Source organism: Variovorax sp. FW305-3-2-15-B-LB1, from assembly GCF_058787635.1.
Window position 1 is genome coordinate 20,304 of sequence record NZ_JBYSZY010000047.1, and the last position, 17,417, is coordinate 37,720.

A 17,417-nucleotide genomic window follows, 5' to 3' on the forward strand; every position below is an offset into this window, starting at 1 on the left:
CAAGCGACTGCCCAAAGTTTGAGCAGTCGCGAGGGCAGAAAGCGACGCCTTAAGTTGGCGTCCACTCTCGCCAAATGGCCTATCTCTCGGCGTTTGCGTCGGCCACTGTCAAGGCTGTCATGTTCACGATGCGGCGAACAGTCGCGCTCGCCGTGAGAATGTGCACAGGTTTGGCCGCGCCGAGCAGAACCGGGCCGATGGCGATGTTGCCGCCGGCCGCGGTCTTGAGCAGGTTGTAAGAAATGTTGGCGGCGTCGATGTTGGGGAACACCAGCAGGTTGGCGTCGCCCGCGAGCGCGCTGTGCGGCATGACGACCGCGCGCTGCTTGCTGTCCAGGGCCACGTCGCCGTGCATTTCGCCGTCCACCTCGAGCCAGGGCGCCTGCACGCGCAGCAGGTCGAGCGTCTTGCGCATCTTGACGGCGCTGGGCTCGTTGCTGGTGCCGAAGTTGGAGTGCGACAGCAGCGCGGCCTTCGGCTTGAGGCCGAAACGCATCATTTCCTCGGCCGCCATGGTCGTGATCTCGGCCAGTTCCTCGGGCGTCGGGTCGTAGTTGACGTGCGTGTCGACCAGGAACACCTGGCGGTCGGGCAGCAGCAGGCCGTTCATGCAGGCGTACACGGGCACGTCCTGCGGGGTGCTGGCGCAGCCGCCGGGGCGCTTGCCGATCACCTGGTCGATGTAGTGCAGGTGGATCAGCGTGGTGCCCCAGGTGCCGCAGATCATGCCGTCGACCTCGCCCTTGTGCAGCAGCATGGCGCCGATCAGCGTGAGGCGGCGGCGCATCTCGATCTTGGCGGTCTGCACCGTCTGGCCCTTGCGCTCGGTCATGCGGTGGTAGGTCTGCCAGAAGTCGCGGTAGCGGTGGTCCTGCTCGACGTTGACCACGTCGTAGTCGAGCTCTTCCTTCAGGCGCAGGCCGAACTTCTCGATGCGCTGGGCGATGATGGCCGGACGGCCGATCAGCGTCGGGCGCGCCAGGCCTTCGTCCACCACGATCTGCGCGGCGCGCAGCACGCGTTCTTCCTCGCCTTCGCAGTAGGCCACGCGCTTCTTCGGCGCGCGCTTGGCGGCGTCGAAGATCGGCTTCATGGTGGTGCCCGAGGCGTAGACGAAGCTCTGCAGCTTGTCACGGTAGGCGTCCAGGTCCTTGATCGGGCGCAGCGCCACGCCGCTTTCCTCGGCCGCCTTGGCCACGGCCGGCGCGATCTTCATCATCAGGCGCGGGTCGAAGGGCTTCGGAATCAGGTATTCGGGGCCGAAGCTCAGCTTTTCACCGGCGTAGGCGGCGGCCACGCGCTCGCTCTGCTCGGCCTGGGCCAGCTCGGCGATGGCGTGCACCGCGGCAATCTCCATCTCGTCGGTGATGGTGGTGGCACCCGAGTCGAGCGCGCCGCGGAAGATGTACGGGAAGCACAGGACGTTGTTGACCTGGTTCGGGTAATCGGTGCGGCCCGTGGCCATGATCACGTCGTTGCGCACCGCATGGGCGTCTTCGGGCGCGATCTCGGGGTTCGGGTTGGCCAGCGCGAAGATCACCGGCTTGGGCGCCATCTTGGCGACCATTTCCGGCTTGAGCACGCCGCCGGCCGACAGGCCGAGGAACACGTCGGCGCCAGCGATCACTTCCGACAGCTTGCGCATGTCGGTCTTTTGCATGTACTGGCGCTTGTCGTCGTCCATCAGCTCTTCGCGGCCTTCGTAGACCACGCCGGCCAGGTCGGTGACGAACACGTTTTCGCGCTTCAGGCCCACCTTGAGCAGCAGGTTCAGGCAGGCCAGCGCCGCGGCGCCCGCGCCCGAGGTGACCAGCTTCACTTCGGCGATGTTCTTGCCGGCCACCTTCAGGCCGTTCAGCATGGCGGCTGCCACGGTGATGGCCGTGCCGTGCTGGTCGTCGTGGAACACCGGGATCTTCATGCGCTTGCGCAGCTCGCGCTCGACGTAGAAGCAGTCCGGGGCCTTGATGTCTTCCAGGTTGATGGCGCCGAAGGTGGGCTCCAGCGAGGCGATGATCTCGACCAGCTTGACCGGGTCCTTCTCGTCGATCTCGATGTCGAACACGTCGACACCGGCGAATTTCTTGAAGAGAACGCCCTTGCCTTCCATCACCGGCTTGGAGGCCAGCGGGCCGATGTCGCCCAGGCCCAGCACGGCGGTGCCGTTGGAAATGACACCCACGAGGTTGCCGCGCGAGGTGTACTTGAAGGCGTTGGCCGGGTCCTTGACGATTTCCTCGCAGGGCGCGGCCACGCCGGGCGAGTAGGCCAGCGACAGGTCGCGCTGGTTGACCATCTGCTTGGTCGCCGCGATGGCGATCTTGCCGGGGACGGGAAACTCGTGGTACTCGAGGGCGGCACGGCGCAACAGGGCGCGCTTGTCTTCCGGGGTGGGGGTCGAAGGGGACGATGCGGTCGAATCGGACATGTGCCGTTGCTCCTGGTGGCGCTTCTTCTGGGGGCGCCGATTGTAGACCTCGGTCCATTCCGCCCTACGCCGCATGGCCGGTGGCAGGCATGACCAAAAGCACGGGGCGCCGTCAAAGCCCTGTGGCAATATGTGCGGCTGGGACACAAACCGACAACATCTCGAGAGGAACGACCATGGCCCTGATGGATTTCATCAAGAAACAGTTCATCGACATCATCCAGTGGACCGAGTCCGGCGATGGCACGCTGGCCTGGCGTTTCCCGATGGCCGAGATGGAAATTCAGAACGGCGCCTCGCTCACCGTGCGCGAGTCGCAGATGGCCGTGTTCGTCAACGAAGGCCAGGTGGCCGACGTGTTCGGCCCCGGCATGTACAAGCTCACGACGCAGACGCTGCCCGTGCTCACGTACCTGAAGAACTGGGACAAGCTCTTCGAATCCCCCTTCAAGAGCGACGTCTATTTCTTCAGCACCCGCCAGCAGGTCGACCAGAAGTGGGGCACGCCCCAGCCGATCACGATCCGCGACAAGGACTTCGGTGCCGTGCGCCTGCGCGCCTTCGGCAACTACAGCTTCCGCATCGGCGACCCGAAGCTGTTCCACACCGAAATCTCCGGCACGCGCGACATCTACTCCGTGGCCGACCTCGACGGCCAGCTGCGCGGCCTGGTGCTGCAGAACATCAGCAACGCCATCGCCTCCAGCGGCCTGCCCTTCCTCGACCTGGCGGCCAACCAGATCCAGTTCGCGACCGCGCTGGCCACCCAGCTGGTGCCCGAGTTCGAAAAGATCGGCATCAAGCTCGAGAACATCACGGTCCAGAACGTCTCGCTGCCTGAAGAGCTGCAGAAGATCCTCGACCAGAAGATCGGCATGGGCATGGTCGGCAACGACATGGGCAAGTTCATGCAGTACCAGACGGCGCAGGCCATTCCCAAGTTCGCCGAAGGCGCGGCCGGTGGCGGCGGCATCGCGGGCGACGCGATGGGCCTGGGTGCCGGCGTGGCGCTCGGCCAGGTGCTGGCGCAGAACCTCGCGCAGGGCCTGAGCCCGAACGCCGCGGCCCAGGCCGCGGCCACGACGCAGCAGCCGGCCGTGGCCGTGGTGAGCGCCGCCGACGTGATGACCACGCTCGAGAAGCTCGGCGAACTCAAGACCAAGGGCATCCTCACGCAGGAAGAGTTCGACGCCAAGAAGGCCGAACTGCTGAAAAAGCTCGTCTGATTCGTCGCAATGTTTTCGATAGCGACTGACGCCCGCCCAGCGGGCGTCAGAGGCCTTTTGGGCTTGAATCATTCGTGGCCGGCCGCGCCATCGCACCCGGTGCGCCATGGCTGAGGAAACCGGCTCCCAACGCTACTACCGCGCGCCCTGCCCCGGCTGCGGCGCGCCGGTCGAATTCCGCTCGGCGCAATCGACGCACGCGGTCTGCCCGTACTGCCAGAGCACCGTCGTGCGCCAGGGCGACACGCTCGCGCGCACCGGCAAGATGGCCGAGCTGTTCGACGACTTCAGCCCGCTGCAGCTGTTCGCCGCCGGCCGCATCCAGGACAAGCCCTTCACGCTGATCGGCCGGCTGCAGTACACCTACCCCGGCGGGCGCTGGACCGAGTGGATCGCCGCGCTCGACGGCGACCGCACCGGCGTGCTCAGCGAGGACAACGGCGCCTACGTCTTCGCGCTGCCCTTCGACCTGCAGCGCGCCGCGCCACCGCCCGCCGACCTGCGCGTGGGCGCCACCACCGCGTTCGCCGGCCAGAGCTACACCGTCGCCTCCAACGAACAGGTGGCGCTGACCTCCGCGCAGGGCGAGTTGCCGCACCTGCCCGAGCTCGGCCAACCGTTCGCGATGGTCGAGCTGCGCAACGACAAGGGGCTGGTGCTCAGCATCGACTACGGCACCGCCCCGCCCACCGCCTACCTCGGCCGCTCGGTGCAGCTCGACGACCTGCAACTCACCGGCCTGCGCGACGAATCCGCGAAGGACGAGAAGGGCCGCAGCTTCAACTGCCCGAATTGCGGCTCGCCCGTCACGGTCAACCTGGCCGACAGCAAGAGCATCACCTGCGGTTCGTGCAACAGCATCATCGACCTGTCGCAAGGCATCGGCGGCGAGCTCAAGCACGCCGAGCAGAACGAGCCGGTGCGCCCGCTCATCGCGCTGGGCAGCGTGGGCCAGCTGCAGGGCGCGCAGTGGCAGGTGGTGGGCTTCCAGCACCGCATGGGCCAGGAGCCCGGCGACGACGAGCAGTTCGGCTGGGACGAGTACCTGCTGTACAACAAGAAGCGCGGCTTCAGCTTCCTGGTCGATGCCGAAGACGGCTGGAGCATGGTCAAGCCGACCACCGGCGCGCCCGTGATGGCCGAGAACGGCACCACCGCCACCTACCTCAACAAGCGCTACCAGCAGCAGTACGCCTACAACGCCGAGACCACCTACGTGGCCGGCGAGTTCTACTGGCAGGTCGAGCGCGGGCAGAAGACCTTCAACCGCGACTTCGCCAGCGGCGGCGCGCTGCTCTCGATGGAGCGCTCGGCCAACGAGCTGACGTGGTCGTCGGGCAGCAAGATCGACAGCGGCGCGGTGGCCACGGCCTTCAAGCTCGACGCCAAGAAAGACCTGTTCTCGCGCGGCGACGCGCTGCCCGTGAGCGCCGCGTCGGGCATGGGCTGCGGCACGATCATCCTCGTCATCGTGGTCATCCTCTTCGTGCTGATCATGATGAGCAACTGCAGCGGCGGCTCCTCGAGCGGGTACCGCAGCTCGGGCGGTTCGTACGGCGGCTATTCGAGCGGCGGCGGCCACAAATGACGAAGATCGCGCGCAGGCGCTCTCTTGTTTCTCTCTTTATTGCTACGACTGGAGGTCCCCATGGGAATTGAATGGCTGAAACCGGGCGTGGTCCTCGGATCGCTCGTGTATGCGCTGATCGGCGTGGTGGTCTTCTGGATCTGCTTCTTGATCATCGACAAGATCACCCCCTATGACCTGTGGGGCGAGATCGTCGAGAAGCAGAACAGGGCGCTGGCGCTCGTCGTGGCCGCCATGTGCCTGGGCATCAGCGTCATCGTGGCCGCAGCAATCCATTGAGCGACGCGGCCCTGCCCGCGCGCACCCCGGATGCGCGGGGGCCGCAACCCGTGGAGATCGCGCTGCTCGCCAGCGTGTTCGTTGTCGCGGCCTGCGGCCTCGTCTACGAACTGAGCGCGGCCGCGCTGAGCTCCTACCTGCTCGGCGACTCGGTGCTGCAGTTCAGCACCATCATCGGCACCTACCTGTTCGCCATGGGCGTCGGCTCGTGGCTCTCGCGCTATTTCGACCGGCAGCTGCCGGCGCACTTCCTTCGCATCGAACTGCTCGTGGCGCTGATCGGCGGCGCGCTGCCGGCGATCCTGTTCCTGGCCAACGCCTACGTGCCGGGCGCGTTCCGGCTGCTGCTGTACGGCCTCGTGGTGGTGGTGGGCACGCTGGTGGGGCTCGAGATTCCGCTGGTGATGCGCATCCTCAAGCGCAACATCGTGCTCAAGGACCTCGTGTCGCAGGTGCTGACCTTCGACTACCTGGGCGCGCTCGCCGTGTCGGTCGCGTTCCCGCTGATCCTCGTGCCGCAGCTGGGCATGATCCGCACCGGCCTGCTGTTCGGCGTGATGAACGCCGCGGTGGCCGTGTGGGCGCTGTGGCTGTTCCGCCATGAGCTGCGCCGCGCCGGCGCGCATGCGGTGGCCTGCTTTCTCACGCTGGCCGCGCTCATCGGCGCCTTCTGGGGCGCCGACCACATCACCACGCTGGCGGAAGACAAGTTCTACCAGGACCGCATCGTCTTCAGCGCCAGCTCGCCCTACCAGCGCATCGTGGTCACGCGCGGCGCGCTCGGCCACCGGCTGTTCCTCAACGGCAACCTGCAGTTCGCCGAACGCGACGAGTACCGCTACCACGAGGCGCTGGTGCACCCCGCGATGGCCGCGCACGGCGCGCCCAAGAAAGTCGCCGTGCTCGGCGGCGGCGACGGCATGGCGGTGCGCGAGATCCTCAAGTACCCCTCGGTCGAGTCGGTCACGCTGGTGGAGCTCGATCCGAACATGACGCAGCTCTTCACCACGCACGAGACGCTGGCCGCGCTCAACGGGCACGCGCTGTCGTCGCCGAAGGTGAAGGTGGTCAACACCGACGCGTTCCAGTGGCTGCAGCAGGAGGGCGACACCTTCGACGTCATCGTGGTCGACTTTCCCGATCCCACCAACTTCGCCATCGGCAAGCTCTACACCAACAGCTTCTACGCGCTGCTCGACCGGCGCCTGTCGGCCAGCGGCTACGCCGTGATCCAGACCACCTCGCCGCTGGTGGCGCGCAAGAGCTACTGGACCGTGGCGAGCACCATCGAGTCGGTCGGCCTGAAGGCCACGCCGTACCACGCGCACGTGCCCAGCTTCGGCGAATGGGGCTACATCATTGCGAGCCACCGGCCCTACCGGCAGCCCGACGCGCTGCCGGGCGGCATGCGCTTTCTCACGCCGGCAACGCTGCCTTTGATGTTCGACTTTCCGCTCGACATGGCGCGCGTGCCGACCGAAGTGAACCGCCTGTCGAACCAGACCTTGGTCACCACTTATGAGCAGGAGTGGGGCAAGGTCATGGCGCACTGATATGGCTCGCCCCCAGGCTGCGCGCACTTCGTGTCACTTCGCCAACCCCCTGCCGGGGGCAACACCTGCGGCCCGGCAAAGCCGGTTCCGCGGTGTTCCACGAAGGAACCGTGTGCCATGAGGCGCCGTGGCTTTCTTGGCGTCGCTGCCGGTGCAGGCGCCCTGGCGCTGGCCGGCTGCGAGGCGCCACCGCCGGTTATCGAAGGCGGCTTCACCGGCATCGATGTCGCGCGCGGCCACGCCATGCGCGACGCCACGCTCAAGTCGCAGGCCCCGGCCACCGTCAAGCGCACCCGCGTCGTCATCGCCGGCGGCGGCGTTGCCGGCCTGGCGGCCGCACGCGCGCTGCGTCTCGCGGGCATCGACGACTTCGCGCTGCTCGAACTCGAAGACACCGCCGGCGGCAACGCGCGCGGCGGCTCGGTCGGCGGCATTGCCTGCCCGCTCGGCGCGCACTACCTGCCCACGCCCGGCGACGACGCGCACGAGGTGCAGGACCTGCTCGAAGAACTCGGCCTGCGCCGCCGCGTGGCCGGCCGCTGGACCTACGACGAGCGCCACCTCTGCCACAGCCCGCAGGAGCGCCTGTTCTTCCGCGGCGAATGGCAGGACGGGCTGCTGCCCGTGCACGACGTGGGCGCCGGCACGCAGGCGCAGTACCGCCGCTTCGCGCAGCGCATCGACGCGCTGCAACACGCTGCCCACTTCGCCATTCCCACGCTGCGCTTCGCCGTCACGCCCGAGCTGCTCGCGCTCGACGCCGTGCCCTTCGCGGGCTGGCTCGACCGCGAAGGCTTCGACGATGCCCATCTGCGCTGGTACCTCGACTACTGCTGCCGCGACGACTACGGTGCCGGCATCGCGCAGGTGTCGGCCTGGGCCGGCATCCACTACTTCGCGAGCCGGCACGGCTTTCATGCGCCCGGCGACGCGAGTGGCAGCGTCAACGACACCAACCCCGATCGCGACGGCGTGCTCACCTGGCCCGAAGGCAACGGCTGGCTCACGAAGCAGCTGGCCGCGCCGCTGGGCCAGCGCCTGCACACCGGCCAGGTCGTCACCCGCATCGCCGAAGGGCGCGGCGGCGTCGAGGTCGATGCGTGGGATGCGGCCTCGAAATCGATGGTGCGCTGGCAGGCCGAGCGCTGCATCGTCGCGCTGCCCGTCTTCATCGCCGCGCGCGTGGTCGAGAACCCGCCCTCGCTGCTGACGAGCGCCGCCGCGCACGTGCGCTACGCGCCGTGGCTGGTCGCCAACGTGCACCTGCGTGGCCCGCTGGCCGACCGCATCGGCGCCGCGCCGAGCTGGGACAACGTGATCTACGGCACGCGCGGCCTCGGCTACGTCGATGCGCGCCACCAGGCGCTCGACCCCACGCCGCGCGGCACCGTGCTCAGCTGGTACCGCCCGCTGGGCCCGAGCGGCTACGACACCGGCGACGGCCGCCAGCTGCTGCTCGAGCGCCCGTGGACCGCATGGCGCGACGAGCTGCTGGCCGAGCTGTCGGTGCCGCACCCCGACCTGCCCGCGCTCGCCACGCGCGTCGAGATCACGCGCTATGGGCACGCCATGTCGATCCCGCGACCCGGGCTGCTCGCGCAGATCGGCGCGCACGGCGACCGCGTGGCCGCGGGCCGGCTGTCGTTCGCGCACGCGGACTGGTCGGGCTATTCGATCTTCGAGGAAGCCTTCACGCGCGGCCACATCGCCGGAGCCAGCCTCGCATGAAGACGCTGGTGCTCGGCGGCTACGGCAACTTCGGTGCGCGCATCAGCCGCGCACTGGCGCAGGACCCGGGCATCGAGCTGTACGTCGGCGGGCGCGACCTCGAGCGGGCCACGGCCTTTGCGCAATCGCTGGGCGGCAGTGCACGCGGTGTGCGCGTCGATGCGCAGTCGCCCGACCTCGCGCAGGGGCTGGGCTTCCTGGGTGTGGACCTCGTCATCCACACCGCCGGCCCGTTCCAGGGCCAGGACTACCGCGTGCCGCAGGCCGTGGCAGCCGCCGGCGCGCACTACATCGACCTGGCCGACGGCCGGCGCTTCGTCTGCGATTTTCCCGCCGCGATGGACGCCGCCTTCCGCAGCGCAGGCCGCACCGCCGTGACCGGCGCCAGCACCGTGCCCGCGCTGTCGTCGGCGGTGGTCGATCACCTCGCCGCCGGCTGGCAAGGCATCCGCAGCATCGACATCTGCATCGCGCCGGCACAGGGCGCACCGCGCGGCGAAGCCACGCTCGCGGGCGTGCTCGCCTACTGCGGCGCGCCGATCCGCGTCTGGCAGGGCGGCCGCTGGACCGAGCAGCCCGGCTGGGCGCATCCCGCGAAGGTGCAGTTCGCGCGCATGAAGCCGCGCCGCGGCGCCTTGTGCGACATCCCCGATCTCGAACTCTTTCCGGCGCGCTACGCCGGCGTGCAGTCGGTCATGTTCCGCGCCGCACTCGAAGTCGGCCTGACCCAGCACGCCTTCGCTTTCCTGGCGTTCCTGCGCCGCGCGGGCCTGCTGCGCGCACCGCAGAAGCTGGCGCCGTTGCTGCACGCGACGGGTGGCGTGTTCGATGCGTTCGGCACCGCGCTGGGCGGCATGGTGGTGCGCGTCGAAGGCACCGATGCGCACGGCGCCATCGCGCGCCGCGCCTGGCACATCGCGGCCGACGACAACCACGGCCCCGAGATTCCCTGCATGGCCGCCATCCTGCTGGCGCGCCGGCTCGCGCGCGGCGAGGCGTTGCCGGTGGGCGCGCACGCCTGCGCCGGGCTGCTCGCGCTGCCCGAGTTCGACCCCGAGTTCGCGCGCTGGGGCATGGTGACGGACGTGATCGACGAAGGGGCAAGCGCAGCAGGCCATGGCACACCAGCGCTTTGAATTCGACATGCCGGCGCCGGCCGACGTGGTCTTCGATGCCTTCCACTATCACGTCTGGCGTGCGCGCTGGGACTCGCTGGTCGGCAACGCCCGCGTGGTGGGCGGCGCGCCCTGCCCTTTCGTGGGCGCGGAAACCGAGAACACCGGCGGCGGCTGGTTGCGCGGCCTGTCGATGCGCACGCGCTTCGTCACTTTCGACCGGCCGCATGTGGCCGCGGCGTCGATGGTCGGCCGTTCCTTTCCTTTCAGCCGCTGGGCCGCATCGATGCGACACCGGGACACACAGCCCGGTCATTCGGTGCTGATCTACGTCTACACCATCGAAGCCGGACCGAAAGCCTTGCGCTGGTTGCTGGAGCCCGTGGTGGCCCAGGTCTTCGCGCGGCAGACACAGCGGCGCTTCGCGCGCATGCGCGACTTTCTCGCGGGGCATGCGGACGAGGTCGTTCAGTGGCAACGGGCACAGCATGGGAGCGACGCGGCATGACGAAGACGCGTGACGACGACCGCCTGCTGCGCCTGAGCCTCGTCACCGTCTGGCTCTTCACCGCCGTCGCCAGCATCGTCGAACTCGACGGCCAGAGCCGGCGCGTGCTGGCCGACGCGGGCATCGCCTCGCCGCCGTGGCTGGTGCAGGTGCTGATCGTCGGCGGCGCGGCGGCCGATCTTGCGGTCGGCCTGGCGCTGTGGCTGCGACCCGGCCGCACCGTCTACCTGGCCGCCTTTGCGTTGATGCTCGCCATGACGCTCGTGGCGACCGCGCTGCAACCGGACCTGTGGCTGCATCCGCTGGGCCCGCTGCTCAAGAACCTGCCCATCGCCGCGCTGCTCTGGCATCTGTACCGACGCGCCACGCCATGAACACCTACCTCGTCCTCAAGTGGCTGCACATCGTCTCCAGCGTGCTGATGGTCGGCACGGGGTTGGGGTCGGCCTTCTACATGTTCTTTGCCAACCGCAGCGGCAGCGTGCCGGCGCAGGCGGTGGTGAGCCGGCTGGTGGTGCGCGCGGACTGGTGGTTCACCACGCCCACCGTCATCCTGCAGCCGGTCACCGGCTTCGCGCTGGCGCACCTGGCGGGCTGGCCGCTGTCGACGCCGTGGCTGGCGTTGTCGCTGGGGCTGTTCGCGTTCGCGGGGGCGTGCTGGCTGCCGGTGGTGTGGCTGCAGATCCGCATGGCGGCCCTGGCGGCGCAGGCGCATCGCGAGGGCACCGCGCTGCCGTCGCTGTATCTGCGCTACCAGCGCTACTGGGAACTGCTGGGCTACCCGGCCTTCGTGGCCATGGCCGTCGTGTTCTGGTTGATGGTGAACAAGCCCGCACTTTCGTTCTGACGTTCGAGACGGGCCGGTGCGCGGGCCCTGTGCGGTTTTCACGCAGACTTCACACACAGCGCCATGGCTTCACAGACCGGGCAGAGACTGTCAGGCGCCAACAAAAACATCGGGGGAGCGTCCATGCTTCAAGTTGCCAATCGAAAACTCGCGTCGCTCAGCGACGTGCTCTTCACCGGACTGGGCCGCGTGCTCGGGTTCCTGCGTCCGCTGGCACGCGGACTCATCGGTTCCTGGCGACCTCCGGGGTGGCTGCGCATCGTGGGCGCCTTTCTTCTCTTCGGGCTGCAGTGGTTGCAGCAACGGCTGGCCTGGGTGGTGCTGCTGGCACTGCTGGTGCTGGCCGGCTGGTTCGCGAGCCCGCAGCTGCTGAAGTGGTGGCACGGCCTCACGCCCGACCGCGTCGAGCCCGTCGTTTCCACCGCGCAGATCGTGCCGCCGCCGCGCACGCAGATCGAGAACGACAAAGGGCCCAACCCGGTCGTCATCAACTTCTCCGCCTCGGTCGCGCCCATCGCGCGCATCGGCCAGGAGGCGACCGGCGTCACCATCGAGCCGGCCATTGCCGGGCGCTGGTCGTGGAGCAGCCAGAAGAAGCTCGAGTTCCTTCCCGCGCAGGATTGGCCGGTCGGCCAGCCCTACAAGGTGCAGCTGGCGAAGGACGCGCTCGCGCCGCACATCGAGATCGAGCAGCGCAAGTACGAGTTCACCTCGCCCGAGTTCAGCGCGCGCATCGCGGGCGCGGAGTTCTATCAAGACCCGGTGCAGGCCAACGTGCGGCGCGCGCTCTTCCAGGTGCGTTTCTCGCACCCCGTGAACACGGCAGAGTTCGAAAAGCGCCTGGTGCTGACCTATGACCAGGCCTGCGGCACCTCGATCTTCAGCGTGGGCAAATGCGCGAGCGAGAAGTTCACCGTCAGCTACGACAAGCTGCGCCTCACCGCCACCCTCCAGTCCGAGCCGCTGCCCATTCCCGAGAAGACGCGCCCCGTGGTGCTCAGCCTCACCTCCGGCGCGGTCGCGCAGAAGGGCGGCCCCGGCCAGCGCAGCGACCTCTCGCGCGCGGTCGACATCCCCGGCCTCTTCAGTCTCGACATCTCGAGCATCGACCCCACCATCGTCACGGGCGAGAACGGCGAGCCCGAGCATGTGATGCACGTCACGGCCTCGATGCCGGTGCACGAGCGCGAAATGGCGCGCGTGGTGCAGACCTGGCTGCTGCCCGCCACGGAAGAAGCCAAGGGCGACCCCGAAGAAAAGTTCGATTGGTCCGCCGACCCCGCGAAGGTCACCGACGCGGTGCTGCGCCGCGCGAAGAAGATCAATCTGCAGCCCATCGCCAGCGAACGCGAAGTGACCGAGATGGTCAGCTTCCGCCTCCCGCAAGCCGAGGGCGGTCGCTACCTGCTGGTGCGCGTGGCCAAGGGCCTGAAGACGCCGGGCGGCTACCAGCTCGGCGCGGCGCGGCAAGACGTGCGCCTGCTCAAGACCTTCGCGCCCGAGCTCACCATCATGAGCCAGGGCTCGCTGCTCGCACTTTCGGGCGAGCGCAAGCTGCCGATCCTGGTGCGCGACCTGCCCGGCATCCGCCTGGAAATCGGGCGCCTGCTGCCGCAGCAGTTGCAGCACCTGGTCACGCAGACCAACGGCGACTTCGCGCATCCGCAGTTCAACGGCGGCCTGCAGTCGGACAACCTCGTCGACCGTTTCCAGAAGGAGATTCCGCTCAGCATCCCCGCCGGCAAGGCGCACTACGAGACCGTCGATTTCGCCGAGTACCTGCGCAGCGACGTGGCCGACCGCCGCGGCGTGTTCCTGCTCAAGGTGCAGGGCTTCGACCCCAAGGCCAAGAAGAAGGCCGAAGGCGATGCCACGCAGGCGCAGCCCGAAGAGGAACAACAGGAAGAACAGCAACAGTACGAGGGCGAAGGCGACCCCGAAAGCGGCAACCCCGAAGACCAGAAGGACCAGCGCCTGGTGCTCGTCACCGACCTGGGCATCGTCGCCAAGAAGTCGCTCGACGGCACGCGCGACGTGTTCGTGCAGAGCATCGCCAACGGCCAGCCGGTGGCAGGCGCATTGGTCGAGGTGTGGGGCCGCAACGGCATGATCGTGGCATCGCAATCCACCGATGCCACGGGCGCCGCCAAGCTGCCCAACCTTGTCGGCTACCAGCGCGAGAAGGCGCCCGTGGTGCTGGTCGTGCGCAAGGACGGCGACCTGAGCTTCCTGCCCTTCAACCGCAGCGACCGCACGCTCGACATCTCGCGCTTCGACGTCGGCGGCCTGCGCGCGGCCGGCGTGCCGAACCAGATGACCGCCTACGTGTTCAGCGACCGCGGCATCTACCGCCCGGGCGACACCATGCACATCGCGCTGATGGTCAAGGCGGGCAACTGGGCCACGTCGTTGCGCGACCTGCCGCTCGAGGCCGAGATCATCGACGCGCGCGGCCTCAGCGTGCGCCGCGAGAAGCTCAAGCTCGGCCCCGGCGGCGCGGCGGAAATCGCCCACGCCACGCAGGACACCTCGCCCACCGGCAACTACACCGTCAACCTCTACCTGCCGCGCGAATCCTCGCCCGGCAACCCCGAGGTGCAGGGCCTGCTCATCGGCAGCACGACGGTGAAGGTGCAGGAGTTCCTGCCCGACCGCACCAAGGTCGTCGCCAAGCTCAGCAGCGAAGTGGCGGAAGGCTGGGTCAGGCCCAAGGACCTGAAGGCGCTCATCGACGTGCAGAACCTCTTCGGCACGCCCGCGCCCGACCGCAAGGTCGAGGGCACGCTCACGCTGAGCCCGGCCTTCCCGGTGTTCCGCGCGTTCGCCGACTACGCCTTCTTCGATCCGCAGCGCGCCACCGAGAAGCAGGTCGACGACCTGGGCAGCGTGCAGACCAGCGCCGAGGGCAAGGCCGAGTTCGACCTGCGCCTCTCGCGCTTCGATGCGGCAACGTACCAGGTGCACGTGCTCGCCAAGGCCTTCGAGCCCGAGGGCGGGCGCAGCGTTTCGGCCGAGGCGCAGACGCTGGTGAGCGACATGCCCTACCTCGTGGGCGTGAAGGTCGATGGCGACACCAGCTACGTGAGCAAGGGCGCTGCGCGCAATGCCACCGTGATCGCGATCGACCCGCAGGCCAAGAAGACGGCCGTGGACGCCCTGAAGATCGAGCGCGTGGAGCGCAAGGTGCTGTCGGTGCTCGTGAAGCAGGACAACGGCCTCTACCGCTACGAATCGCGCAAGAAGGAAATCGTGATCGACGAGAAGCCGCTGGCCATCGTCGCGGCCGGCAACACCATCGCGCTGAACACCTCCACGCCCGGCAACTTCGCCTACGTGGTGCGCAATGCCGGCGGGCTGGAGCTGAACCGCGTCGAGTACAGCGTGGCGGGCAACGCCAACGTTTCGCGCTCGCTGGACCGCAACGCCGAGCTGCAGCTCACGCTCGACCGCAAGGACTACGAGCCGGGCCAGGAGATCGAAGTGAGCATCCGCGCGCCGTACGTGGGCGCGGGCCTCATCACCATCGAGCGCGACAAGGTCTACGCCCACGCATGGTTCAAGACCGACAAGACCGCCTCGGTGCAGAAGATCGTGCTGCCCAAGGACTTCGAGGGCACCGGCTACATCAACGTGCACTTCGTGCGCGACCCGGCCTCGGACGAGGTCTACATGAGCCCGCTGTCGTACGGCGTCGTGCCCTTCGCCACCAGCCTGGCCAAGCGCACCGCGAACCTGCAGCTCACCAGCAGCGAACTCGTGAAGCCGGGGCAGACGGTGAAGATGAAGCTCACCAGCGACAAGCCCACGCGCGCCGTGCTGTTCGCGGTGGACGAAGGCATCCTGCAGGTGGCGCGCTACAAGACGCCCGATCCGCTCAAGCACTTCTTCCAGAAGCGGGCGCTCGAAGTGGGCACCCTGCAGACACTCGACCTGATCCTGCCGGAGTTCAAGAAGCTCATGCAGGGCGCCGCCCCCGGCGGTGATGGTGAAGGCGAGCTCGGCAAGCACCTGAATCCGTTCAAGCGCAAGCGCGACAAGCCGGTGGCGTACTGGTCGGGTCTCGTCGATGTGAACGGCAGCCGCGAGTTCAGCTACACCGTGCCCGAGAGCTTCAACGGCAGCCTGCGCGTGATGGCCGTCGCGGTGAACGATGAGACCACCGCCGCCAAGAGCACCCGCACCGTGGTGCGCGGCGACATGGTGATATTGCCGAACGCGCCGCTCGCAATGGCGCCCGGCGACACGGTCGAAGTGGGCGTGGGCCTCGCGAACAACATCGTGGGCTCGGGCAAGGACGTGCCCATTGCGCTCACGCTCACCGCCTCGGGCGGGCTCGAAGTGGTGGGCGATGCGACGCAGACGCTCAAGGTCAACGAGCGCGGCGAAGCGAGCACCAGGTTCAACGTGCGCGCCAAGCCGGGCGAGCAGGCGGTGCTGGGTTCTTCTGCGCTGGTGTTCACCTCGACGCACAAGACCTTCAGCGCGCGTCTCTCGACCGAAGTGAGCGTGCGGCCTGCGTCGCCGTTCGTCACGCTGGTGCAGGCGGGCAGCTTCCAGCGCGCGGGCGAGCTGAGCAGCAAGGCCGACCTGTATCCGAACTTCCGCAAGAGCGATGTGGCGGTGTCCGCCGCGCCGTGGGCCTTCGCGACCGGCCTCATGCAGTACCTGGAGGTCTACCCGCACGGCTGCACTGAGCAGATCACGAGCCAGACCTTCCCGGCGGTACTGCTGTCGGGCCGACCCGAGCTGGTGAAGGAAATGGCGCGCGGCCGCACGCCCGAGCAGGGCCCGATGCCCGAGGCGCGCAAGACCTTCGAGCGCTACCTCGTGCAGCTGCGCGCACGGCAGACGGCCGACGGCGGCTTCTCGCTGTGGCCTGGCGCGGGCACCGATGCTTTCGCCACGCTCTACGCGGTGCACCTGCTCATCGAAGCCAAGGACCACAAGCTGCCCGTGCCGCAAGACCTGCTGCAGAAGGCGAACACCTATCTGCAGGGTTGGCTCGGCAGCGGCGACACCTCGCTCGACGGCTGGCGCCAGCGCACGCAGGCGGCCTACCTGCTCACGCGCCAGGGCATCATCGCGCCGGCCGCACTGGCCAACCTGCGCGAAGCGTGGCGCAACAAGCAGACGCAAGGCTGGAGCGACGACCTGGGCGCCGTGTACCTCGCCGCGAGCTACCAGCTCGTGAAGCAGGAGCAAGTGGCCAACGAGCTGCTCAACCCGGTGTGGTCCGACCTGCTCGCGCGCACCGAGAAGAAGCAGCGCCGCAACGTGTGGGGCGCCTACTACGACCCGCTGGTGCACGACAGCATGACGCTGCACCTGGTGGGCCGCCACTTCCCTTCGCGCCTGAAGACGCTGAAGCCCGAAGTGTGGGAAGGCATGGGCGCGATGGTGCGCGACGGCTGGTACAACAGCCTGTCGTCGGCCTCGATGCTGCTCGCGGTCGATGCGTACTTCGAAGCGGTGGCGCAGAACGCCGAGGGCAAGCTCACGGCGCAGAGCGTCAACGCGCAAGGGCAGGCCGCGGCACTCGCGCTGGGCTCGGTGAACCCGATCACGCGTGCCGCGGTGCCCGCCGGCACGGCCAGGCTCAAGCTGTCGAACGACAGCGACTTCAACCTGTACTACAGCTGGGCCGAACAGGGCTTCGAGCGCAACGTGCCCGCCACGCCGGTGAACCAGGGCCTGGAGATCTTCCATGAAGTGCTCGATGCCAAGGGCAACCCGATCACCAAGGCCAGGCTCGGCGAAGAAGTCACCGTGCGGGTGCGCGTGCGCAGCCTGGAGCGCGCACAGCTCAACGATGTGGCGCTGGTCGACCTGCTGCCCGGCGGCCTGGAGCCGGTGCTGCAGGCCGTGGGCGACGACCAGGAAGCCAATGCCGATGCGCCGATCTGGAAAAAGCGCCTCGGTGGCGGCGGTTCGTGGAAGGTGCAGTACGCCGACATCCGTGAAGACCGCGTGGTGTTCTACGGCGCCGTCGACAAGAACCTGCTCGAAGTGACCTACAAGGCGCGGGCCACCAACGTCGGCGACTTCGTGGTGCCTGCGGCGTATGGCGAGGCGATGTACGACCGGCGCGTGTATTCGCGCTCGGCGGGTGCGCGCTTCCAGGTCGTCGCGAACTGACGCAAGGCAG

Annotated in this window: 11 protein-coding genes; 10 read left to right on the top strand and 1 reads right to left on the bottom strand. The window is 68.2% G+C overall.

Annotated elements, in window-relative coordinates:
• Positions 1-79 precede the first annotated feature (79 nt).
• Positions 80-2,428 carry an NADP-dependent malic enzyme gene (locus AC3WQR_RS23915; protein WP_062473579.1) on the bottom strand — a complete coding sequence of 783 codons (2,349 nt, stop codon included), beginning with the start codon at positions 2,426-2,428 and terminating at the stop codon, positions 80-82.
• A 176-nt stretch (positions 2,429-2,604) separates the two neighbouring features.
• On the opposite strand from AC3WQR_RS23915, the gene AC3WQR_RS23920 reads away from it, so the two are divergent.
• From AC3WQR_RS23920 to AC3WQR_RS23965, 10 genes are all read left to right on the top strand, one after another.
• Complete coding sequence (locus tag AC3WQR_RS23920) at positions 2,605-3,654, top strand: SPFH domain-containing protein (protein ID WP_101490731.1); 1,050 nt, start codon at positions 2,605-2,607, stop codon at positions 3,652-3,654.
• Between the two features lie 106 nt (positions 3,655-3,760).
• Positions 3,761-5,242, top strand: coding sequence for a DUF4178 domain-containing protein (locus AC3WQR_RS23925; protein WP_070063341.1), 1,482 nt, complete (start codon positions 3,761-3,763; stop codon positions 5,240-5,242).
• Between the two features lie 60 nt (positions 5,243-5,302).
• Complete coding sequence (locus AC3WQR_RS23930) at positions 5,303-5,521, top strand: DUF350 domain-containing protein (RefSeq protein WP_062473571.1); 219 nt, start codon at positions 5,303-5,305, stop codon at positions 5,519-5,521.
• The gene (locus AC3WQR_RS23935; protein ID WP_370680733.1) at positions 5,518-7,074 is read left to right on the top strand and encodes a polyamine aminopropyltransferase; all 1,557 of its coding nucleotides are present in this window, start codon (positions 5,518-5,520) and stop codon (positions 7,072-7,074) included. Before AC3WQR_RS23930 ends, AC3WQR_RS23935 begins: the two co-directional genes overlap by 4 nt.
• A 117-nt stretch (positions 7,075-7,191) precedes the next feature.
• Positions 7,192-8,802 carry an FAD-dependent oxidoreductase gene (locus AC3WQR_RS23940; protein ID WP_492744082.1) on the top strand — a complete coding sequence of 537 codons (1,611 nt, stop codon included), beginning with the start codon at positions 7,192-7,194 and terminating at the stop codon, positions 8,800-8,802.
• A complete protein-coding gene (locus AC3WQR_RS23945; RefSeq protein WP_492744084.1) occupies positions 8,799-9,938 on the top strand; it encodes a saccharopine dehydrogenase family protein in 1,140 nt (379 codons plus the stop codon). Before AC3WQR_RS23940 ends, AC3WQR_RS23945 begins: the two co-directional genes overlap by 4 nt.
• Complete coding sequence (locus tag AC3WQR_RS23950) at positions 9,919-10,425, top strand: SRPBCC family protein (protein WP_159279106.1); 507 nt, start codon at positions 9,919-9,921, stop codon at positions 10,423-10,425. The genes AC3WQR_RS23945 and AC3WQR_RS23950 overlap by 20 nt, the downstream gene beginning before the upstream one ends.
• Positions 10,422-10,799 carry a DoxX-like family protein gene (locus AC3WQR_RS23955; protein WP_492744087.1) on the top strand — a complete coding sequence of 126 codons (378 nt, stop codon included), beginning with the start codon at positions 10,422-10,424 and terminating at the stop codon, positions 10,797-10,799. Before AC3WQR_RS23950 ends, AC3WQR_RS23955 begins: the two co-directional genes overlap by 4 nt.
• Entirely contained in the window at positions 10,796-11,272 is a 477-nt protein-coding gene (locus tag AC3WQR_RS23960; protein WP_492744089.1) for a DUF2269 family protein, read from the top strand. Before AC3WQR_RS23955 ends, AC3WQR_RS23960 begins: the two co-directional genes overlap by 4 nt.
• A 123-nt stretch (positions 11,273-11,395) precedes the next feature.
• Complete coding sequence (locus tag AC3WQR_RS23965; protein ID WP_492744091.1) at positions 11,396-17,407, top strand: alpha-2-macroglobulin; 6,012 nt, start codon at positions 11,396-11,398, stop codon at positions 17,405-17,407.
• Positions 17,408-17,417: the final 10 nt, after the last annotated feature.

What these genes read in the sequence shown, in the direction of transcription:
- AC3WQR_RS23960 (WP_492744089.1), top strand. Translation starts at nt 10,796, where the DNA reads ATGAACACCTACCTCGTCCTCAAGTGGCTGCACATCGTCTCCAGCGTG.
- AC3WQR_RS23950 (WP_159279106.1), top strand. Translation starts at nt 9,919, where the DNA reads ATGGCACACCAGCGCTTTGAATTCGACATGCCGGCGCCGGCCGACGTG.
- AC3WQR_RS23945 (WP_492744084.1), top strand. Translation starts at nt 8,799, where the DNA reads ATGAAGACGCTGGTGCTCGGCGGCTACGGCAACTTCGGTGCGCGCATC.
- AC3WQR_RS23965 (WP_492744091.1), top strand. Translation starts at nt 11,396, where the DNA reads ATGCTTCAAGTTGCCAATCGAAAACTCGCGTCGCTCAGCGACGTGCTC.
- AC3WQR_RS23920 (WP_101490731.1), top strand. Translation starts at nt 2,605, where the DNA reads ATGGCCCTGATGGATTTCATCAAGAAACAGTTCATCGACATCATCCAG.
- AC3WQR_RS23915 (WP_062473579.1), bottom strand. Translation starts at nt 2,428, where the DNA reads ATGTCCGATTCGACCGCATCGTCCCCTTCGACCCCCACCCCGGAAGAC.
- AC3WQR_RS23930 (WP_062473571.1), top strand. Translation starts at nt 5,303, where the DNA reads ATGGGAATTGAATGGCTGAAACCGGGCGTGGTCCTCGGATCGCTCGTG.
- AC3WQR_RS23940 (WP_492744082.1), top strand. Translation starts at nt 7,192, where the DNA reads ATGAGGCGCCGTGGCTTTCTTGGCGTCGCTGCCGGTGCAGGCGCCCTG.
- AC3WQR_RS23925 (WP_070063341.1), top strand. Translation starts at nt 3,761, where the DNA reads ATGGCTGAGGAAACCGGCTCCCAACGCTACTACCGCGCGCCCTGCCCC.
- AC3WQR_RS23955 (WP_492744087.1), top strand. Translation starts at nt 10,422, where the DNA reads ATGACGAAGACGCGTGACGACGACCGCCTGCTGCGCCTGAGCCTCGTC.